The organism is Paenibacillus hemerocallicola (assembly GCF_006265175.1).
Classification (GTDB): Bacteria; Bacillota; Bacilli; order Paenibacillales; family NBRC-103111; genus Paenibacillus_AB; species Paenibacillus_AB hemerocallicola.
Map to the genome: position 1 here is coordinate 1 of NZ_VDCQ01000095.1, position 19,718 is coordinate 19,718.

The 19,718-nt window shown below is 55.2% G+C and carries 14 protein-coding genes; 8 read left to right on the top strand and 6 right to left on the bottom strand.

Features of this window, described 5'->3' with window-relative positions:
* Positions 1 to 94 precede the first annotated feature (94 nt).
* The 3 genes from FE784_RS37535 to FE784_RS37540 form a co-directional block, all read right to left on the bottom strand.
* Positions 95 to 604 carry a D-lyxose/D-mannose family sugar isomerase gene (locus FE784_RS37535; protein ID WP_246132364.1) on the bottom strand — a complete coding sequence of 170 codons (510 nt, stop codon included), beginning with the start codon at positions 602 to 604 and terminating at the stop codon, positions 95 to 97.
* 57 nt (positions 605 to 661) lie between these two features.
* Positions 662 to 808: a hypothetical protein gene (locus FE784_RS41380; protein WP_176706801.1), complete on the bottom strand. Its 147-nt coding sequence runs from the start codon at positions 806 to 808 to the stop codon at positions 662 to 664.
* A gap of 110 nt (positions 809 to 918) precedes the next feature.
* Positions 919 to 2,589: a type 2 periplasmic-binding domain-containing protein gene (locus FE784_RS37540; protein ID WP_139607406.1), complete on the bottom strand. Its 1,671-nt coding sequence runs from the start codon at positions 2,587 to 2,589 to the stop codon at positions 919 to 921.
* 266 nt (positions 2,590 to 2,855) lie between these two features.
* On the opposite strand from FE784_RS37540, the gene FE784_RS37545 reads away from it, so the two are divergent.
* From FE784_RS37545 to FE784_RS37555, 3 genes are all read left to right on the top strand, one after another.
* Complete coding sequence (locus FE784_RS37545) at positions 2,856 to 5,129, top strand: helix-turn-helix domain-containing protein (RefSeq protein WP_139607407.1); 2,274 nt, start codon at positions 2,856 to 2,858, stop codon at positions 5,127 to 5,129.
* A 181-nt stretch (positions 5,130 to 5,310) separates the two neighbouring features.
* Positions 5,311 to 6,270: a carbon-nitrogen hydrolase family protein gene (locus FE784_RS37550; RefSeq protein WP_176706802.1), complete on the top strand. Its 960-nt coding sequence runs from the start codon at positions 5,311 to 5,313 to the stop codon at positions 6,268 to 6,270.
* Positions 6,271 to 6,401: 131 nt separating this feature from the next.
* Positions 6,402 to 8,168 carry a glycosyl hydrolase family 28-related protein gene (locus tag FE784_RS37555; protein ID WP_176706803.1) on the top strand — a complete coding sequence of 589 codons (1,767 nt, stop codon included), beginning with the start codon at positions 6,402 to 6,404 and terminating at the stop codon, positions 8,166 to 8,168.
* On the opposite strand, the gene FE784_RS37560 is transcribed toward FE784_RS37555, so the two are convergent.
* On the bottom strand, positions 8,165 to 9,067 hold the full coding sequence (locus FE784_RS37560) for an AraC family transcriptional regulator (protein ID WP_139607410.1): 903 nt from the start codon (positions 9,065 to 9,067) through the stop codon (positions 8,165 to 8,167). The two genes, FE784_RS37555 and FE784_RS37560, sit on opposite strands and share 4 nt — an antisense overlap.
* Before the next feature lie 154 nt (positions 9,068 to 9,221).
* Between FE784_RS37560 and FE784_RS37565 the strand changes: the two genes are divergently transcribed.
* Together FE784_RS37565 and FE784_RS37570 are read left to right on the top strand one after the other, a co-directional pair.
* Positions 9,222 to 11,897, top strand: coding sequence for an alpha-mannosidase (locus FE784_RS37565; protein ID WP_139607411.1), 2,676 nt, complete (start codon positions 9,222 to 9,224; stop codon positions 11,895 to 11,897).
* 90 nt (positions 11,898 to 11,987) lie between these two features.
* A complete protein-coding gene (locus tag FE784_RS37570; RefSeq protein ID WP_139607412.1) occupies positions 11,988 to 13,286 on the top strand; it encodes an ABC transporter substrate-binding protein in 1,299 nt (432 codons plus the stop codon).
* Positions 13,287 to 13,524: 238 nt separating this feature from the next.
* On the opposite strand, the gene FE784_RS37575 is transcribed toward FE784_RS37570, so the two are convergent.
* Both FE784_RS37575 and FE784_RS37580 read right to left on the bottom strand, forming a co-directional pair.
* Complete coding sequence (locus tag FE784_RS37575; protein WP_139607413.1) at positions 13,525 to 15,597, bottom strand: hypothetical protein; 2,073 nt, start codon at positions 15,595 to 15,597, stop codon at positions 13,525 to 13,527.
* Between the two features lie 443 nt (positions 15,598 to 16,040).
* A complete protein-coding gene (locus tag FE784_RS37580) occupies positions 16,041 to 16,661 on the bottom strand; it encodes a GntR family transcriptional regulator (protein WP_176706804.1) in 621 nt (206 codons plus the stop codon).
* A 77-nt stretch (positions 16,662 to 16,738) separates the two neighbouring features.
* On the opposite strand from FE784_RS37580, the gene FE784_RS37585 reads away from it, so the two are divergent.
* The 3 genes from FE784_RS37585 (at position 16,739) to FE784_RS37595 (ending at position 19,710) form a co-directional block, all read left to right on the top strand.
* Positions 16,739 to 17,380 (top strand): GntR family transcriptional regulator, encoded by a 642-nt coding sequence (locus tag FE784_RS37585; RefSeq protein ID WP_139607416.1) that lies wholly within the window; start codon positions 16,739 to 16,741, stop codon positions 17,378 to 17,380.
* Between the two features lie 126 nt (positions 17,381 to 17,506).
* Positions 17,507 to 18,655 carry a mandelate racemase/muconate lactonizing enzyme family protein gene (locus FE784_RS37590; RefSeq protein ID WP_139607418.1) on the top strand — a complete coding sequence of 383 codons (1,149 nt, stop codon included), beginning with the start codon at positions 17,507 to 17,509 and terminating at the stop codon, positions 18,653 to 18,655.
* Complete coding sequence (locus FE784_RS37595; protein WP_246132363.1) at positions 18,652 to 19,710, top strand: galactitol-1-phosphate 5-dehydrogenase; 1,059 nt, start codon at positions 18,652 to 18,654, stop codon at positions 19,708 to 19,710. Before FE784_RS37590 ends, FE784_RS37595 begins: the two co-directional genes overlap by 4 nt.
* The last annotated feature ends 8 nt before the right edge of the window (positions 19,711 to 19,718 follow it).

Consider the following 19,718-nt stretch of genomic DNA (forward strand, 5'->3'; position numbering starts at 1 on the left):
CCGCTTCGGGCCGACCATAGTGCTGATTTCAACCTTATTTCTGTCCAAGCGATCACTGTCCCCGCAAAACGACGCAAGCGCTCCGGTCGTATTTTTAACGGACGATGTTCGAATCCGTGAACACATCGAATTCGTCGCGGCTTGTGCTGGAAAATTCCGACACGATCGCGCCTTCCTCGCCCCCCTGAAACCAGTGCTTCACCCCGGGAAGAATGGTGTACTGCTGTCCCGGCAGCAGCTCGATTTCGTGAAAAACGGTGTAGTAGGGCTCGCTCCCGGCAGGAATTTTCGCTTTGATCGGAGAAGCCGGCTCCCCTTCGACGTAGAGGAGCACCCGTCCCCTGCGGCAGCGAAACGTCTCCATCTTCCCGGGCTGGCCGTCGATCGGGGGATGCAGATGCTCGGGACAAGTTTGCCCCGGAAACAGCACCAGATCCTTCGCGCAATAGCGGTCCGTATTCGTATAGGTGATCAGCTCCAAGCCTTGCGTCTCCAGCTGCCCCAGGCCGAAATCGGCCACCTCGATGTCGGCGCGTTCCTCGTCGGTCAGCACGATACCCGCTGTGGCGAGCAGCTCGGCGGTTCTCTCTTGCGCTTGCCTGATCTCGCTTGGCCGTATAGTCTTCAATGTACAATCCCCTCCGGTTTCGTATAAGTCCGTTCAACCCTTAGCGCTGCCGAGCACGATTCCTTTGATGAAATATTTTTGCGGAAAAGGATAATCGAGCAGGGTTGGGCGAACGCCCAGCCCGATTTGCGCCGCTTTCAACTTGCGAGCAGACAGCACCTTCAGTATGTTTTGATCCAAGGAAGATAACGCGGCCGAATCCTGCTTTAATAATACAATGGTTTGCAAGTAACTTTGAAGAGTTTTGAAGAGGGTACTTTTCCGGTGAATTCATATTCAGGGTGCCTCCTCTATTTATTCGCTTTGTACCAATCATTCACTTCCTTGGTGATTTCATCGCCGCCCAGCTTCTTCCACTGATCGACAAATTTGTCGAACTCCTCGATGGAGCCGCCCATAATGATTTTGAAAAAAGCCTGGTCTCTCCATTTTTCCAAATTGGCTTTTTTCTGTACCATTCCGGGCGTAGGCGTGCCGGTAAACAAGGTCGGCATATACCGGTCGTTCTGCAAGTAATCGACGGCGATTTTGCCGGTGCCGGAGGGGCCGTCCTGCATGTAGACGCTCCAGAAGCTTTTGTCTCCCTGCACATATTTCTGTATCCCGTTGACATTGTCGCGCTGCTCCGGGGTCAGCTTAGACGCATCTTTGTCGGTGCTGTTCAACACTTTCATTTCGACCAGGTGGTTCACCGCCCGTTTGTTTTTATAGATTTTGATCGGTGCGTTCATCCACGACGCAATACCCGATTGAGCGTCGAAATTGTATCGCTTGTACAGGTCGTCGGATGTATTGAAATAGAACAAATCCAGCCACGTCTGCATGAGCGGGAAGATAGCCTCGGGATGCTGCACGCCTTTCCTTACAACCCAATAATAGTTATAGATGTTCAGCGGAATTTGAAGCTGGACCGCTTGATTGTCGACCGAAGGGACGGGGAACGGCAGCCACTCGACATTCGGCGTAAGCTGCTGCAGCGGGGATGACGCGCTGCCCATATTGCCGAAAAACATGCCCAGTTTGCCTTGACCGATGCTTTCGTTTACTTTATTCGTGACTTTGACGCCGAACTCTTGGTCGAGCCACCCGCTCGCGTACATCGTCTGCAGAGCCTTCAGCGCATTTTTCATATCCGGCTGTATGTCGCCGAACACCAGGCTGCCTGAAGCGTCCTTGATCCAGATGTCGCGGTAAGCGTGATAGCCGTTCAAAAACCCGACCATCATATTGTCGCCGAGCGTTTTATTCAAGCCCATACCGATCGTATCGTTTTTATGATTGCCGTCCGGATCTTTCGTGGCGAACAACTCGGCGAAACGCAGCACATCGGCCATCGACTGCGGAGCGGTCAGACCGAATTTCACGTACCAGTCCTTGCGGATCCATAAAATCGGGACACCCTCCTTGGCGACGCCGGTCCATGGAATCGCCATCAGCTTCCCGCCCATCTTCGCGGAGTTCAGCACCTCCGCACCCGCTTCATCGATGATTTGCTTGATCGATGCAGAGGCGTAATTGGCGTAAACGTCCGTTAAATCCTCGATCATGCCCGCGTCATGCAGCTGCTTGAACTGCGTCGGGGTAACTCCGAGAAAATCCGGTATTTTCCCCGAAACGATCATCAGGTTTACCTTCTGCTCGTACTCCGCGAACGGAACGTCCCACTGCGAACGCACCTCGATCCCGAGCTTGTCCTTGATATATCTCGTCCATACGTTATTGTTGGTCGTGTCTCCCGGTCCGAATTTGGAGTACGAATAGTTGGCCATGACCGTTTCCATAACAATCGCCGGGTCGTATTTGGACGGCAAGCCGGTGGCCGGATCTTTTTTCACCGTCGTATCGGACACCCTTTCCGGCTGCTCGCCCGTACTCGTCTCCTTGTCCGACCCGCATCCGGACAATACGGCGGCCGCAATCAAGACGGCGGATAACGAGGGAAGCATCATTCGTTTGATCATCGATTCGGCTCTCCTTTTTATAGATGCCCGTTCATTCCATCCCCTTTGTGCGCCGCTTGCGATTTCCCCTTGATTTTTCCGATGGATCGTGAGTAAAGTGTTGATATTCGTCGCGACATAATCATTATATCGAATCGTCCGTCAAGCGATAGCTCCAATTGCGTATATGTTGAACATCTCGCGATAAGCGGATCAGAAGAATAATTCATAATGAAATGCATATATAGCCTCTGCGATCGGAATGAAGGAAGGAGCGCCGGACCTGGATGCGGCCATTCCCCAAAGCACTTAATAGAAACTCGCTGTTCGTCAAGCTGCTGATCAGTTTTCTGATCATTATCGTGCTGCTGTTGTCGTTCAATTCGTTCACCTTTTATTATTTCAAAAACGGCATTCACGAGGAAATTATTAACAGCAACCGACTTATCCTCAACAAGACGGCGGACAACTATGAGAAGCATCTCGCCCTGATCGGCAGGCAGTTGACCAATCTATACTTTAACGAACGAATCAATCTGCTGAAAGCCGGCAGGAGCGAGCCGTTGATCCCCGAGCTTGTCAATCAGGCAAGCGAAGAGCTGAAGTCTCTCGTTGCCGATGAGCTACTCTATTTGGACGATATTATGCTGTTTTTCAAAGCCGACTCCGCCGTACTGGATAAAGACGGGATCAGCACGGCGAACGACATGTTCGCCAAATATTATGTGAGCAGCGACTACCCGCTTCATTTTTGGCAAAATCAGTTCGGTCAGGATTATTATCGAAAGGTGCTTCCCGCATCCGAATTCCATACCTTTTTCCATGAAGCGAACCGTTCGCCCCGTGTCCAGCTCATCCCCGTTGTCGTGCGAAATCGGATCGACGATCGGATGTACGGCATTGCGCTGCTCAACGCCGCCAAACTGTTCGAAGCTTTTCATTTCTCGGCAGACAGCCATTTTGCGCTGTTGGATGGGGAAGGCAGACCGCTGTTCGATTCGGCGGGAGACAGTCGGCCGGCTTCCTTGTTTCCTTCGTTCACGGGGACGGAAGGGTACGTGCAGCAGGATCGCCAGTACTATTTCTACAAGAAGATGCCCGACACGGGGAACGTGTACGTCCATTCGGTACCCAACGAAACCGTTGCCGCCAAAATTCACCGGATCAGCCTGGTGCTCGGCGCCATACTTTTCGTATCGGTCGTGGCCAGTCTGGCCATTTCCGTCGTGCTCAGCGCAAAGTTCAACAATCCGTTTCAACGCATTATCGATGCGATCGATAGGCCGGTTTCCGACTTTTCGCTTCCGAGCAGCATCAACGAATTCAAGTGGATCGGCGATAAAATCGGCAGCATGATGAGGACGAGCCATGACGTCCACGCCGATTTGTCCAAAAAAAATTCGCTGCTCAAGCAATACGGCTATCTGAACAAAATCAAAAGCATCGAGACGAACCCGAATGAAATCCGCGAGCTGATCGATACGGAGGAGCCCGTTTATTTGATTTTGTTTCAAATCGGCTTTACCCGCCGCTTTCACGACAGCTTCGATCGGACGGACCAGAGCAGGGCGCTCGTCTATATTCGGGAGTTTATCCATGTCCACGTCTCAGAGCATTTTCCCGGTTCGATTACGCTGAATATCGAGAAGGAGCAGCTGGCTTCCATCGTTTTCGGGCAAAAGCATTTCCCGGCCGTACTCGATATGCTGGCAGCAATCAAACGAGTATTCGATCGCGATATGGAGTATTGCTTTATGACGATCGCCGTCAATCCGGAGCTGAAAGCCTTCTCGGAATTGGACGCGGCATATGAACAAACGCTCGGCATCATCCGCCGTAGAAGGTTGAACGAAGAAACCCAGATTCTGACCGAAGGCGAAGCCGGACAAGCCAATCTGTTTCAGTCGCACGTCAAGGAGAAGGAGATATGGGAAAACCTGCAATACGGCAACGAAGCGAATTTGCTGCAGATGGTAAAACGCACGCTTGTCCGTATGGACAAAAAGAACGAAACCGCTTATCAGTTTCGCGAGTTCGCAAGCGAGGTAATCGGCGGCGCGATCAAAACTTTGATCGACGGCGGTCAGGATATCGCCCAGCTGCTCGAAGAGCATTCGCCTTACGAGCGGATCCGCTATTGCAATACGCTCGGGCAGTACGATCTGCTTCTGGAACGATTCCTGACCGAAGCCGCGCGATTAATCAGACAAAAGCAGGAGGCGAAGGATCCCATTGCCGACTTTGTGACCGGGTATATCGACAATCATTACGGCGAGGACATCTCGCTTGAGGCCGTGGCCGACAAATTGAATTTGTCCAGCGGGTACTTGTCGATCTATTTCAAAGAGAAAAAAGGTCTCCCCTTCAGCGATTACTTGAATGAAATCCGCATCGCCAGAGCAAAGGAGATGCTGATGGAAAAGGAATTCCGCATTCAGGACGTTGCAGCGCGGGTCGGTTATCAGAACGTCAACTCTTTTATCCGCATGTTCAAACGGATTACCGGCATGCCGCCCGGTCAATACCGGAGGCTGAACCTCCGGGCCGAAGAGGAGTGTTGAGATACGGGGATGCAATTCGATAAGTAATATTCTTTGGATCAGATTCGTAACAAATGCGCGGAATAGACGGAAATGAATCTACCCTTCTTCCCGGATCGGTTGTAAGATGTGCTCGACGACGAGATCGGGACTCCCGTCACGTGGCGTTGTTCCGTCCGTCGAACAGGGGAGGGATATGCGAATGGCTCGAAGAGTGACGATCAGCACGTTCAACTTCCACTATTGCCCGGTTGAACCGGGCGGGAACGTCGAGGATGATGTCGATCGCGTGGCGAAGTATTTGGAGCGCAAGCTCGCCCAAGTTTGGCCGGATCGGCCCGATTTGGTCGTTCTGCCCGAATGCTGCGATATGCCGGCCGGTTGCGCGGGGGAGAAGCTGCGCGAGTATTACCGCGGGCGGGGGGACCGGATTTTGCAAGTTCTGGCCAGCAAGGCGAAGGAGCATCATTGCTATATCGCCTATCCTTCGATCAGACTGCTCGGCGACGGCACCTGGCGGAACTCCGTCCGCTTGATCGACCGCGGCGGGAATGTTGTCGGTACTTATGACAAAAATCATCCGGTCCTAGTGGAAATCGAGGAAGACGGCATTCGGTGCGGACAAGACGCCCCGATCATGGAGTGCGATTTCGGACGGGTCGGATGCGCGATCTGCTTCGACCTGAATTTCGATCCTTTGCGTACGAAGTATGTCAACGAAAGCCCGGACCTGCTCCTGTTTCCTTCCATGTTTCATGGCGGGCTCATGCAGCAGTATTGGGCTTATTCGTGCCGCTCCTATTTTGTCGGAGCGATTGCGGGGGGACTGCCGGCTACGATCGTATCTCCCGTCGGGCAAATCGTCCGTTCTTCGTCCAGCTATTTCGACTATTTGAGTGAAACCGTCAATTTGGACTATGTCGTGGCGCATTTGGATCATAACAAGCCCAAGCTCGACGCGATGAGACAAAAGTATGGGAACAAAGTGAAGGTAACCGACCCCGGACACTTGGGATCGGTACTCATTGCAAGCGAAACGGACGAATTTGGCGCCCTGGACCTGATCCGCGAATTCGGCATCGAGCCGCTGGACGACTATTTGGCAAGGTCTTTAGCCGGTCAACGGCTTGACACGAATGTGCAAAAAAATCGGAAAGTTTGATAAAGATGGTTTTCCGGATTCGTCCTATCATTGGGGATAGTTTCAAGCGAAAGGAGAGGATTGGGAACCGCCGGGCACGTTTTTCATCATTGTTAGCGCTTTCAAAATTTGATTTTGAGGAGGAACATGAGATGAATAAACAACTGGATGTACATACGGATACGGAAAGCGGGCTATCGGGTGAGCTTAACGCCGCGATCAGCCGGAGGAGGCTGCTGGCTGCCATCGGCATGAGCGGAGCGGGAATGGCGGCGGGTGCGTTGATGAGCGGCGGGATCGGATTGGCCGCTCCGAGGGGCTCCGTTACGGAAATGGTATACGGATTGTCGGCGGACTGCGGCAGCTGCGTGGTCCCGGCCACGATCGCAGAGCTGAGAGTCATGACGGGCACGGTAACCGGGACTGCATTTTACGTAACCGATTCCGGTCAGGAAGGGCATTTCTACTACGATCCCGGCGATACCTCTTCACCGGACGATACGGGACTTGTTTTGGTCAGTACTGCCGGTTACCGGTTCAAGCGAATCTATGAGGGGCCGGTCCATGTCAAATGGTTCGGGGCGAAAGGCGACGGGAGCTCGGACGATACCGCGGCCATCCAGGCCGCCATCAACGGCCTTGCCGGGGGAGGAGTGGCGTTTCTGCCGTCTTCCACCTATATCGTCAGCTCGACTGTAAGCATTCCTTACCCGAATGTAAAGATCATGGGAAGCGGAAGCTCGACAGTGATCAAAGCGGCCGCCGCCTCCAACTACGAAACGATGATTTCGGCAAGCGGGCTGAGCGGGATCGAGATCGCCGATCTGGTCGTCGATGCCAATAAGGCGAATCGGACCGGTTTGACGGTCCGAACGGTAGCGATATTGCTGGCCAGCTGCACGGATTCGTCCGTCGACAATTGCATCGTACAGAATACGATCGGAGGGGGAGGCATTCCGGGAGTAGGGATCGCGCTCGGCGGAGTGTCTGTCCGCTGTAAAGTAACCGGCTGCATTCTGAAAGATTGCGGCGTCGCCGGCAAAGCGGCCGACGGCGTGTACACGAGCGGTACGCAAAATCTGATCATGAACTGCATCGCCCTCAATTGTACGGATACCGGCTTTGTCATCGAGAAGTCCAGTTTATCGGGCATTATCGGCTGCACGGCCAAGCAATGCGGGGCGGGAGCGGCCATTACGAACGCATCGGCGGCAGACGTCACGGGTAACTTCATCGACGGGCTGACGATCTATGACTGGAGCGCCTCGAATACGGGAGGCATCCAGATCGGCACGCCGAACGCCTCGCTGGGCGCTTTGCTGAACACGAGGGTGTCCAATGTGACGATGGAGCGGGTGGCGGGTTCGGGTCCATCGGTATATGCGAGACAACAGGGCGGGAAAATTATCGGGCTGACGCTGGAAAACATCCGCATCAATGGAGCAGGCACGCAAGGGATTTTGTTTAACGCAACCGACATCCTGATAGCGAATTGCCACATCTACAATACGACCAATGCGGGGATTCAGTCGCAAGGCGCTTGCGAGCGGGTCGTTATCGAAGGGTGCTACATCTACGGCGGCTCGTTCGGCATCGCCCTCACCACCGGCTGCACGGGCTGCCATATCGTCGGGAATGTGATGATCGGCATAACGGGCCAAACGAATTACGGCGTCTATTGCTTCGGTACGGGTACGAACATCAACTGCATCATGAACACGATTGAAAATGTAACGGTTCGGAAAATCGGGTATGACGCAGGAACGCTGCCGAACGTTTTCTCCTCGGTGAACGCCGGCATCAGTACGAATGCAACCGCAACGGCGACCGCACTCGGTACGCTTTCTCGCAAATTTCAAATATTCGACAAAGATGGGGGCTCGATCGGATTTATTCCGGTGTACAGCACGATTACTTAGGGATGCTTGTGATGGGTAATTCTCGCCCGGACCGATCGCGCATATTCGGTCGGCGTCATATTCGTCATCCGCTTGAACTGGCGGGAGAAGTAATGGATGCTGCTGTATCCCAATCGTTCGGCGACTTCCGTATAATTGTAGGACTCTTGACGAATGAGCGCTTTTGCTCTTTCGATTTTGAGCGTATGAAAATATTCGATGACGCCGGAGCCGGTTTTCAACTTGAACGCGCGGGACAATTGAGAGCGTCCGACGGAAAAATGGCGGCAAAAATGTTGCAGCGTGAAATTGCATTCCAGGCGATCGGACATGTACTCGATCATTTGTCGGGTCAGATCGTTCTCCATATTTTCGTTCGTTGTCGACGCAAGCTTCGGCGGACTTTCCGTATGGCTCAACCTGCGGATAAAGTGAATCAGCAGCTGCTCCAAATACGTTTTGATCAGCTGCTCGCTGCCGAACGGCGCATTTTTCTTCTTGTGAAGCACCCGTTTGAACGGCTTGTCGATCCGCGGAGTGAGCGCGTTGTATCCTTCGTTGACCAGCAGCGTGAGCAGAAGTCTTTCCTGTTCGTTGATGCGGAATTTCATGCTCTCGAAAAATCTCATCGCTTCCGAAGCGCAGTCGAATGTCACGATGATCAGATTGGGAGGCGATAACTCGCATGAGCCGCCGCCGTGAAACTCGTTGGGCTTGTAAAAAACGATTTCGCCTTGCTGCACCTTGAACTTGCCGCTGTCCGTCTGCACCAGCAGCTCGCCCTTATCCACATACACGAATTCCCAAAAGTCGTGGCGTTCGCCTTTCGTGTAATACGAGCCGGGAAGCTCGTAATAATGGAACGTAATGATGTTGTCTATGACGATTTCCTGATGGAGCGTTACACGCTTATACGCCATTGAATGATCGACTCCTTCATACGAGTAAGGACATGGAACGGAAATCGAAGCACGTACGGTCGGTGTGGTTCTATTATAATCAATAGTTTCCCGACAGCAAATTCAAATTTACTATAGTCCGATTCATTCGGGGAAAGGGGAGGTATGCAGCATCATGACAAAACCTTCCATTTACTACTATTCCAGTACCCATTGGGACCGGGAATGGTACGAATCGTTCCAAGGGTTCCGCTATCGGCTCGTATCCGTCATGAACGAAATGATCGAGGAGCTGGAGAGCCGTCCGGAATTTGCCACCTTTCATCTGGACGGACAAACGATCGTGCTCGAGGATTTCCTTGAGATCGAGCCCGCGAAACGGGAACGGCTCGCGCGACTCATTCAAGCCGGCCGAATCGTCATCGGTCCGTGGTATGTAATGCCCGATGAATATTTGCTGTCCGGCGAAAGTCTGATCCGCAATTTACTGACGGGTCGGCGCATTTGCCGGGAATGGGGGACCGATGCGTGGAAGTACGGGTACGTCTGCGATATTTTCGGTCATATCGCCCAAATGCCGCAAATTTTCAAAGGATTCGGCATTCCGTATGCCCTGCTGGGAAGGGGAGTCAACGAGCATGATACGCCTGCGCATTTCCGTTGGCGATCGCCGGACGGAAGCGAATGCATCACATTCAAGCTGCAGGATGCAAGCTCGTACGGCGCATTTCTGGTCGTGCTCATGGAGGCGGAGCGCAGACGCTTGTCCCCGGAGGAAACGAAGCGGCTGATCCGGACCGCCGTCGACCGGGAACTGGAGCGAAGCCCGATCCCCGTCTGTCTGCTTATGGACTGCCAGGATCATGCGCGGATTCGCCCGAATACGGCGCAATACTTGGACATGATCCGCGAGATTTATCCGGAATCGGAGGTGCGTCATGTCAATCTGGAGCGGATGGGCGAGCAACTGGAGCCATACCGGCAAGAGATGCCTGTACGGACGGGGGAGCTGAACGAGCCGGGCAAAGCGCCTGGGTCCAATTACTTGATCACCCATACGCTGTCCAGCCGCTACCCGCTCAAACAAGCGAACGACGAATGCCAGGCGCTGCTGGAAAAATGGGTCGAGCCTCTGGCCGCTTTGTCCGCGCTGCGCGGGTTTCCGGTGCAGAAGGCATTTGTCGATCTCGCGTACAAATACTTGCTGCAAAACCACCCGCATGACTCGATATGCGGCTGCTCGATCGATCAGGTGCACCGGGACATGGAGTATCGGTTCGATCAGGCGAGGGAGATTTCATTGCAGGTGGTCAAGAGCATTCTGAGCAGGGAAACGGCCGCATCCGGGACAGAGCACACCGGAGACGAGAGAATGCTTACGCTGTGGAATCCGCTGCCGTTCCCGCGGCGGGGCGTAGTTACGGTGGACATCGATTTCGAGCCGAAATATCCCGCCCAGTTCCAGGAGCCCTTCGGTTATGAGGTGAAGAACAGCTTTACGATTCAAGATCATCGCGGAGAACAAATTCCGTACGGATTGTGCCGGATGAAGAAACAGATGACCGTGAGAGGGCTCGGGGCCGATGCGAAGATCGCGGACCGCCACACCGTTTCGATGGAGGTGGACGTTCCCGCCATGGGGGCCGCACAATATAAAATCGTCCCCAGCGCGAAGCCTTCCCGTTATTTGCAGCCTCTATCCGGACAAGAACGGGAAGCGGAGAACGAATGGATCAAGCTGACAGTCCGCGACAACGGCACGATTGCCCTTTACGACAAACAAAACGGCATTCTCTATGATCAATTGTTAAGCTACCTGGACGATGGGGAAATCGGCGACGGATGGTATCACGTCAATCCCGTCGAAGACCGGCTGATCTCGAGCCGCGGCGCCGCCTGTACGATCGAAACCGTGGAGAACGGCCCGGTCCGCACCGTCTTTCGCATCATCCATGAGCTCCGGGTTCCCCGATTCATGGAACAGACTCCTCACGGGCTTCGGCGTTCGGACGAAACGGTCGCGCTGACGATTCGTTCCCGGATCGGGCTGTCCAAAGGGGCCGCGCATGCGGATGTCGAGACCGAAATCGACAATCAAGCGCAAGATCACCGGCTCCGTCTGGTCGTACCTACGGGGGTGGCAACGCCTACTTTTTTCGCCAATCAGCCGTTTGCCTTTGTGGAGCGTCATACGGGGATTCGGACGGAGACGCAAGACTGGAAAGAATGCGAGGTTCCGGAAAAGCAGATGGGCGGCATTGTCGGCAAGCGCAGGCAAGACGGAACCGGACTGGCGTTCGTTTCGGCCTTCGGCCTTCACGAATGCGCCGCGTCGGACGACCAGAGCGGCTCCGTTCACGTGACGCTGTTCCGTTCGTTTGCGAAAACCCGACTGACGGACGGCGAAGAGGACGGTCAGCTTAGGGGCAAATTGACGTTCAAGTACGCGCTTGCCGTCATGGACGACTCCGCCTCTTTTGCCGATCTGGTACGGCTGCAGGAATGCCTTCAGGCGGAATTGCACGCTTCGATTGCCAAGGTCGGCGAAAATTGCGCTCCGGCCGAGCCTGTCAGTTATTTCGAATTGTCCGGCTCCGACATTTGCGCGAGTATCATCAAGCGTCCGGACAGCGGGAACGAAGGCGAGCTGATCGTGCGCTGCTACAACTTGGCCGACAAGCCTACCACCGCCCGGTTTACTTGTTTCCAAGCCTTGGCGGAAGTGACGGAGACCGACTTGGACGAGCAAACCGGCAACGCTGTCTCCCACGAAGCCCAAGCGTTCGATATCCGGCTGGATGCTTGGAAAATACAAACCTTTCGTTTGAAGTTCGTGCAAGCGTCTTCTTAAAGGCCGGTGAATAACTTCACTGCGGGTTTGGAAACCGGGTCACTTATTCGGCGGCATTTTAGCGATTGAAATAGACGAAGTGGGGTGGTCATGTTGAACAAGACTCGCAGTGCCATGAATGTTTTCGTCTTGCTGCTCGCGGTCGGGGCCGTCGGCTGCGCGGCGAAGCCGGCGGACACGCAGGAGGAGGCGAACAAGCCGGAAGCGGCGCAGCCGGTGACGATCACGATCGCGGCGCACGGCGGCGCCATTACCGATGAGGAAGTCCAGCGGTATATTGCCGATCCCGTCAAGAAAAAATACCCGCATATTACCGTGAAGAGAATCAACATCGCCGAGAAAGGACAAACGCTCAGGGAACTGGTGGCGGCCAAGGAGATTCCGGATATCGCCGCGAATTTTCCGCTGAACATGAATGAGCTGGTCGAGCTGGGACTTCACTACAACATGGACGAATTGATCAAGAAATATCGTTTCGACGTCAACCGAGTTCAACCCGAGCTGGTGCAGTCCATCAAAATCGGCAGCGATCTCGACTATTTGGCCGGTCTTCCCATGTTCAACCAAGCGTTCGCGTTATTTTACAACAAGGAATTGTTCGACCGCTTCGGGGTCCCGTACCCGAAAGACAACATGACTTGGGAGGAGGTGCGGGACTTGGCCGTCAAGATGACGAGGAGCGAGAGCGGCGTCCAGTATTGGGGCTTATGGCCGGACGGGGCGTATCGCGGAGCTTACCAGGTCAGCCTCCCTTGGGTCGACGCCAAAAACAGCAAGCCCGTCTTTCAATCGCAGGGCTGGCAGGATTTGTTCAATCTATGGTACAGCTTATACAAAATTCCGGGCTACCCTCCGAAAGGTACGAATTATGCGAAGGAATTCACGACCGGGCATCTGGCCATGATGACCGATTCGACCTCCACGTTGAAAAGCATGCTTGCGGTCAAAGATTTCAACTGGGATGTAGTCACCTATCCGCAGAACGCGCAAGCGCCGGGGGTAGGCCAACGGGTAGATTCCTATACAATGGCGATTACGAGCCAAAGCAAAAATAAAGACGCCGCGTTTCAGGTGCTGTCAGTCGTATTGTCCGATGAAGTGCAGACGGACATGTCCAGAAACGGAAGGCTGTCCGTCCTGAAGGACTCGGGCATCCAGAACCAATTCGGCAAAGACATCGGAGAATACTCTTCGAAAAATGTGTTGGCCTTTACGAAGCTGAAGCTGGCTCTGCTGCAGTCGTTCAAAAATCTCCCTGCCGCCACGATCATCATCAATTCGTTCAACGATGTGCTGTACTCGGGCAAGGATATCAATACCGCGCTGCGGGAAGCGGACGAGCAGATGGCCAAGGCGATCGCGGAGCTGCTGAAACAGCCGAACAAGTAGTCGCAAGAGCAGAGGCCCCCCTTGCAAGATGCAGGGGGGCCTTGCTTGGAGGACTATTCAGCTTCAAACGGTCAACTCGGACCCGGCAACGATTGGGCGACCCGGAGGCAACGTATACAGCGGAATGGCGGCGCCCTGAATAACGGGCTGCCCATCGACGGATAGGATCGTCTTGCCGTCGTCAACGCCCGAGCCTGAATCCGCCAAACTAAATTGAGACGTCAACGACTCCGATACTTTACCAGGCGTCGCCGGATTGCTTGATGACGACGTTGTCGAAATAGGCTTTGCCCCCGCTGGTCGTGTAGCTGTTATGACCCAGGTAGACGCGGATTTCATCGGTCGTATTGGCAGGGGAGGAGAAGGCGAAGGTGTGCGTCTGCCAGGCGGTATTCGTGAAATTGTAGGCGGCTGTCGTCGAGCCTGTCGTCTCGTTGACTACCCATACTTTGCCTCCCGCGGCCGAGCCGTCGGTTTTCGCGTCGAAAGTGACGACGTAATCGGTCGATGCCTTGTATTGCTTCCATTCCTGGTACGCCTTCTGCCAAGAGGCGCCGTTCGATACGATCGTCAGCCCGTAGCCGCCGGAAGCTTTGTTGGCTGCGTCCAAATAAGCGGTGGCTGCCGTCGACTGGAAGCGGGTCCACCTGGCCGGGAGCGTGGCGTCGCCGCCGGATTTCAGCTCGAAGCCTTGGTTGACCAGCTTCACCGGATCCCACTTCATGATCAGGCTCAACACCAGCGCCTCGATAAACCGCGAAGGCGGGCTCGATCCGTACTGCCCGGCGCCGATCGTCCATGCCGTCGGATCGAACTGGGCCAGCTTCAGCCAGCCGCTCATATCCTTCGTATACAAAAAGTCCGAGGCGAGGGTGCCTTGCGTTCCGTCGACGTAATTGTGCAGCTTGGGCGAAGAGAGCGAACCGTTCCAAACCTTCGTCGTCAGCGTGGCGGAAAATTTGCCGAGATCCGTACCGTCGAATATTTGCCCTTTGTTGAACAATTCGGTTACGGGAGTCAGGTCTACGTTGGCATGGGAAGTATCTTCCGTGCGAGTCGTATATCCGGCGTAGTCCCAATCGTATGCGGAGCCGACCGTGGTCAGGCTGTTCTTGAAATATTGCCCCATCTTTTTCGCCTTGTCCAGGTAGGCGGAGCTGCCGTTTACGTCGTGCATGATGGCCAGAAGCTCGGCAAAGGCGAGAAATTGGTTGTACGGCAGCGGATCGAGCGCGGTCGTCGTTGCGAACGAATCGACGTTGGGCGGTTCCTTGTAATAGCCTGCCGAGGCGGTAGCGGAGACCCACGTATTGCCGATGTAGCTGCTGCTTTCCCAGCGCGGCACGATTTCATTCTCGATAAACTGGCGGTACGCCGCCGCTTTCGCCGCATAGGCGGAAAGAGCGGTCGGACTGCGGTCCACGAGACGGATAAATTCGGCGATCGGCACGCCGATCATCCCGTCGTGAACGATGTACGGAAACCAACCGTTAAGCGCGACATCGTCGAAGTAGGCAATGCCGCCAGTGGCCGTGTAGTCCGCGTGGGCGAGCCACAGTTCAAGGTTGTGGCCGGATACCGCCGGAGCGGTGAAGTCGACCGTAAAGTTTTGCCAGGACGTATTGTCGAAGATGACGCTGGCCAGTATCGTATTGGCCGTGCGGTCGTGGACGTATACGCGGCCTTTGGCGGCCGAGCCGTTCGTTTTGCCGTAGAACGATACTCGGTACTTCGTCTTCGGCTCGTAGGAAATCGACTGGTACAGCTTCTGCCAGGAAGTGCCGTTCGTCTTGAGGACGAGTCCCCATGCATCCGACGCGACGGTATTGTACGCTCCCGATCCGTTGGAACGGTAAGCGGTCGCAGAGGTCGACTGGAAGCGGGTCCATCCCGCCGGGAGCGCGGCATCCCCGGAGGCTCCCGACGCGAAGGTGCCGTTGGTCGTCAAGTTCGGGGAGTACCGATAGGTGCTCCAGCCCAAATAACCGTCGCCGTCCGAATCGTCGGCATTGCCCAGCACGGTGTCCGCATGTAAGGTAAACTTGTCGAGCCAGCCGGTGTTTTTCGTCATGTCATACAGGTTGATATAGCTGCGCAGCATGTAGCTTTCCTGCCAGCCGAGCAAGGCGGAATCGGACGAGGCGTAGTAGTTTCCGCTCTGCGAGCTTTCATAGGCGAGGTAGTCGTCGTACCAATCGTTTCCGGATGCGAAGGCGGCGGGGACAGTCCCGAACAGCAGAATTAGAGCGAGCAGAGCGCACAGTCCCGTACGTTGGACATTGTTCATGTTTCGTTGATCAAACGGTTTCATCGAACAACAGCTCCTTTGGACGATTCGAATTCCAATCCTACAGTATTGCCGATTCGTGTGCCGAAGTAGAGCTTGGCGTGCATCACGGTTGCTAGTTCGCTCCCGGTGGGCGTCCGATTCACGGAAAGGGGAATAAATCCAATGATACTGTAAGCGCCTCCATAAAAGTCACCTCCGCTTCGGATCAAGTGCGTGCAGCTAAGTACAACTAACATACACGTACTTATTATGCCATATTTGGGATGCTCTTTGGTAGAAGGCGCCTAGTAATTATTGCGCCAAGCAGCAGGTCTGGGAAACTGATCCGGTTCGATTTGGCTACGGAGCTCTTCGCCGATTCTTGCCGAAACGGCAGCAACTGAATTCGTCTTTATTGTCAGTTTGCCTTATCGAAACCATGTACAAGACAAAAGGATCGAATAGAAGAAATTCGATCCTTTGTCTCATGACCAAGTTCTTTTTAACAAGTGCAAGTAGGAGAAAAAGTCGGGCCCCGGTCCGGCGGCGCCGATCATGGACGAGAGCAGCTTGAGCAGAAGCTGTTCCGTCTCCGGCCGGTAGGGCGGCCGCCATCTCCGATCGTTGATGCTCCATTGGAGCTTGTCCATCGTCTTATGGCCGAGCCGGATCAGTTCCTGATTGCGTCCAAGCGACAGCACCCGCATCCACAGCGAGCCTTCAATCCTGGCAAGCGACTCGGGCGATTTCCGGTCACTCGCCTCGGCGATACGATCGGCTAATTCGGTTGCGGCTGCGGCGATTTCGACGATCTTCGTATGCTTATGCTGCTCGTAGGCAAACAGGAGCAAGGCGGTCAACGTTTCCAGCAAATCGCCGACACGCTGGGCGGAGGCGTGCAGAATAAGCACCCCATGCTTCGGCACGATACGGAGAAAGCCCTCGGTCTCCAGTTGCTGCAGCGCGGCCCTGATCGGAGTGCGGCTCATGTCCAGCTGTTCCGCCAGAGCGTTCTCGGAGGTGACGGCCCCTTCCGGCATTCGGCCGGAACCGATCCAGCCAAGTATAGTCTCATATGCGGTTTCCCTGAGCGATGGACGGGTCAATGAAAGCCACTCCCTATTGTGAACAATTCGGATTCATTATACCATCATAGGAAAACGGTAGAACAGGAGTGCACTGTATGTCCTTTCAACAAGCGTACAAATCGTTAAAGGAGCAAGCCGTCGAGACGATCCGCGAGCGTATCGTCAGCGGGGCATGGACGGGCGGAACGTTTATTTCCGAGCGGATGCTGAAGGAATTGCTGCAAATGAGCAGTACGCCGATCCGCTCGGCGCTGGACCGGCTGGAGATAATGGGGCTTGTGAGGCAGTCGCCCAAGCAAGGGGCGATCGTGCAGGAAATATCGCTTAAAAAAATATTGGAGATTTACGAGCTTAGACTCGTACTGGAAACGTTCGCAGCCAAAAGGTTGACCGGCCGGATGGACCAAACGTTTTTCGAAGGGCTGGACGATAATCTGATGCGGCAGGAACGGACGGTCGAGGAAGGAGATATTGCGGCTTATGTCAAGCTGGATCGGGAGTTTCACGAACGGATCGTGGCGGGACTCGGCAACGAGGAGTATACCGAAGCGATGACGCGCATCCAGGACAAGTTCCTGATGGCGGTACGGACTACGTTTATCAGGAACAAGGAGAGAGTGTGGGGCAGTCTCGAGGAGCACCGGCAAATCCGCCAAGCGCTCTCCGGAACCGATCCGCTCCTGACGGAAAGATTGGTCGAGCGTCACATCGAATATGTGAAAACGATCATGCTGTGAAGAGGAGCAGGACTGTTCATTCGTCCTGACTACGATGTATACAAGTTATGCATATTGTGCGTTTTCCAAATGCTGTGATACGGTTGATTCGTCATGTAGCATGCATGGGGGAGGACGGGAAATGAAATGAAAATAACCGATATTCGCACGTACATTTTGGGCAACCCGTGGAAAAATTGGCTGTTCGTGCTCGTCGATACGGACGAGGGCATAACCGGTCTCGGGGAAGGCACATTGAACGGGTTTGCCAAGACCGTAGAGGCGGCCGTCCACGAATTGAAGCATCTCGTCATCGGGATGAGTCCGTTCGATGTGGAGACGATCGGCTTAAGGCTGTTCCGCGACGTTTATTCGGACGGCGGGCAAATTCAAGGCTCCGCGCTCGCGGCCATCGAGACGGCCTGCTGGGATATAATGGGCAAAGCGGTGAACCAGCCGCTGTACAAATTGCTGGGCGGACGATGCCACGAGCGGCTTCGCTGCTATGCGAACGGCTGGTACCGGGGACCGGGGACGCCCGAAAGCTTCCACGAGAAGGCGAAGCAGGTTGTCGCCAAAGGGTACACGGCGCTGAAATTCGATCCGTTCGGAGCGGCGTGGCGTACGGTGGAGCGGAAGGACTTCGATGCCGCGCTGGAAAATATTGCGGCCGTCCGCGAAGCGGTCGGCGCTCATACGGACATTTTGATCGAGGGACACAACCGCTTCTCCGTCCATACGGCGCTGCAATTTGCGGAAGCGATGGTGCCGTACAAGCCGACCTGGTTCGAGGCGCCTACACCGCCGCATCTGATCTCGTCGATGGTCGAGGTGGCGAAGCGGAGCCCGGTGCCCGTGGCATGCGGGGAAGATTACTACTGCCGGGAGCAATTCGCGGAGCTGCTGAAGCACGATGCGGTGCATATCGTGCAATTGGAGCCGCAGTTTCTGGGCATTTCGGCGTCCAAGCAAATTGCCGGGATGGTCCATGCCCACAACGGCGTCATCGCTCCCCACAGCGCTCAAGGTCCGGTATGCTCCGTCGTATGCAGTCATCTGAACATGGCGACGCCTAACTTCTACTTGCACGAAATATTCGACGAGTTCAACGAGCCATGGGAAGAGCACGTGCTGACGCCTGCCCTAAAAGTGAAGGACGGCTACCTGCAGCCGCCGGAAGGGCCGGGCTTGGGCGTTACGCTGAATATGGACGAGGTCGGCAAGCATCCTTACCGGGTCGGCAACTGGCTGCCGCTGTTTCGCCAAGGCTGGGAGAAAAGGGAGACGGTAAAATGACGGCGGACACGAACAGGGAACGGCCGCAGTCGCGGTCGACGATGAAAGCGCTTGTCTACGAAGGGCCGCGGCTGCTGCATATGCGGGATGTGCCGATGCCGAAAGCTCAGCCCGACGAAGCCGTTATTCGCGTAGAGCTGGCGGGCATATGCGGCTCCGAGCTGAGCGGATACTTGGGACACAACTCGCTGCGCAAGCCTCCGCTCATTATGGGTCACGAATTTGCCGGCATCATTGAACGGACCGGCGCCGAGGCGACGCGGTTTCGGCCGGGTGACCGGGTGACCGTCAACCCGTTGGCTACGTGCGGCAAATGCCGGTACTGCACGGGCGGCAGCTCGCAGCTGTGTGCGGAGCGAAGCTTGCTGGGCGCCCACCGGCCGGGCGCCTTCGCCGAATATGTGGCGGTGCCGGAGCGCAACATACATCGACTGCCGGATCACGTTTCGTTCGAGGAGGGCGCTTTTGCCGAGCCGTTCGCTTGCGCGGTCCGCATTTGCCGGTTGCTAGGGCTGGACTCCTCCGACCGCTTGATCATATACGGCGCGGGACCGATCGGCCTGTTCGCCTTGCAGGCCGCTCAAGTGCTTGGCGTAAAGGAAATAGTAATCGTCGATCTGAACGAATCGCGGCTGGAGATCGCCCGGGAGCTGGGCGGCATTGCCGTCACGGATCCGGAGGGCGGCAGACTGCTGCCGCAGGACGGCTTCGATGCGGCGATCGATGCGGTCGGGGCGGGCATTACCCGGCGGAAATGCGTGCAATCGGTGAGAAGAGGCGGCCGGGTCATCTTCACCGGTCTCCACGAGGCGGAGAGCTCGCTCCCGATCAACGATATGATTCGGGAGGAAGTAACGACGACGGGGGCTTTCGCTTATTCGTCCGAAGATTTTGCAACCGCGCTGGAATGGATCGATCAAGGCAAGGTCAATTTATCGCCGTGGACCGTGACGAGACCGCTCGAGGATGGGGCGGATTGCTTCGAGAAGCTGATTGGCGGTCCGGGGAAAATCGCCAAATATTTGCTGCGGGTACGTAACGGAGAAACGTTGTGAAGTCGAAT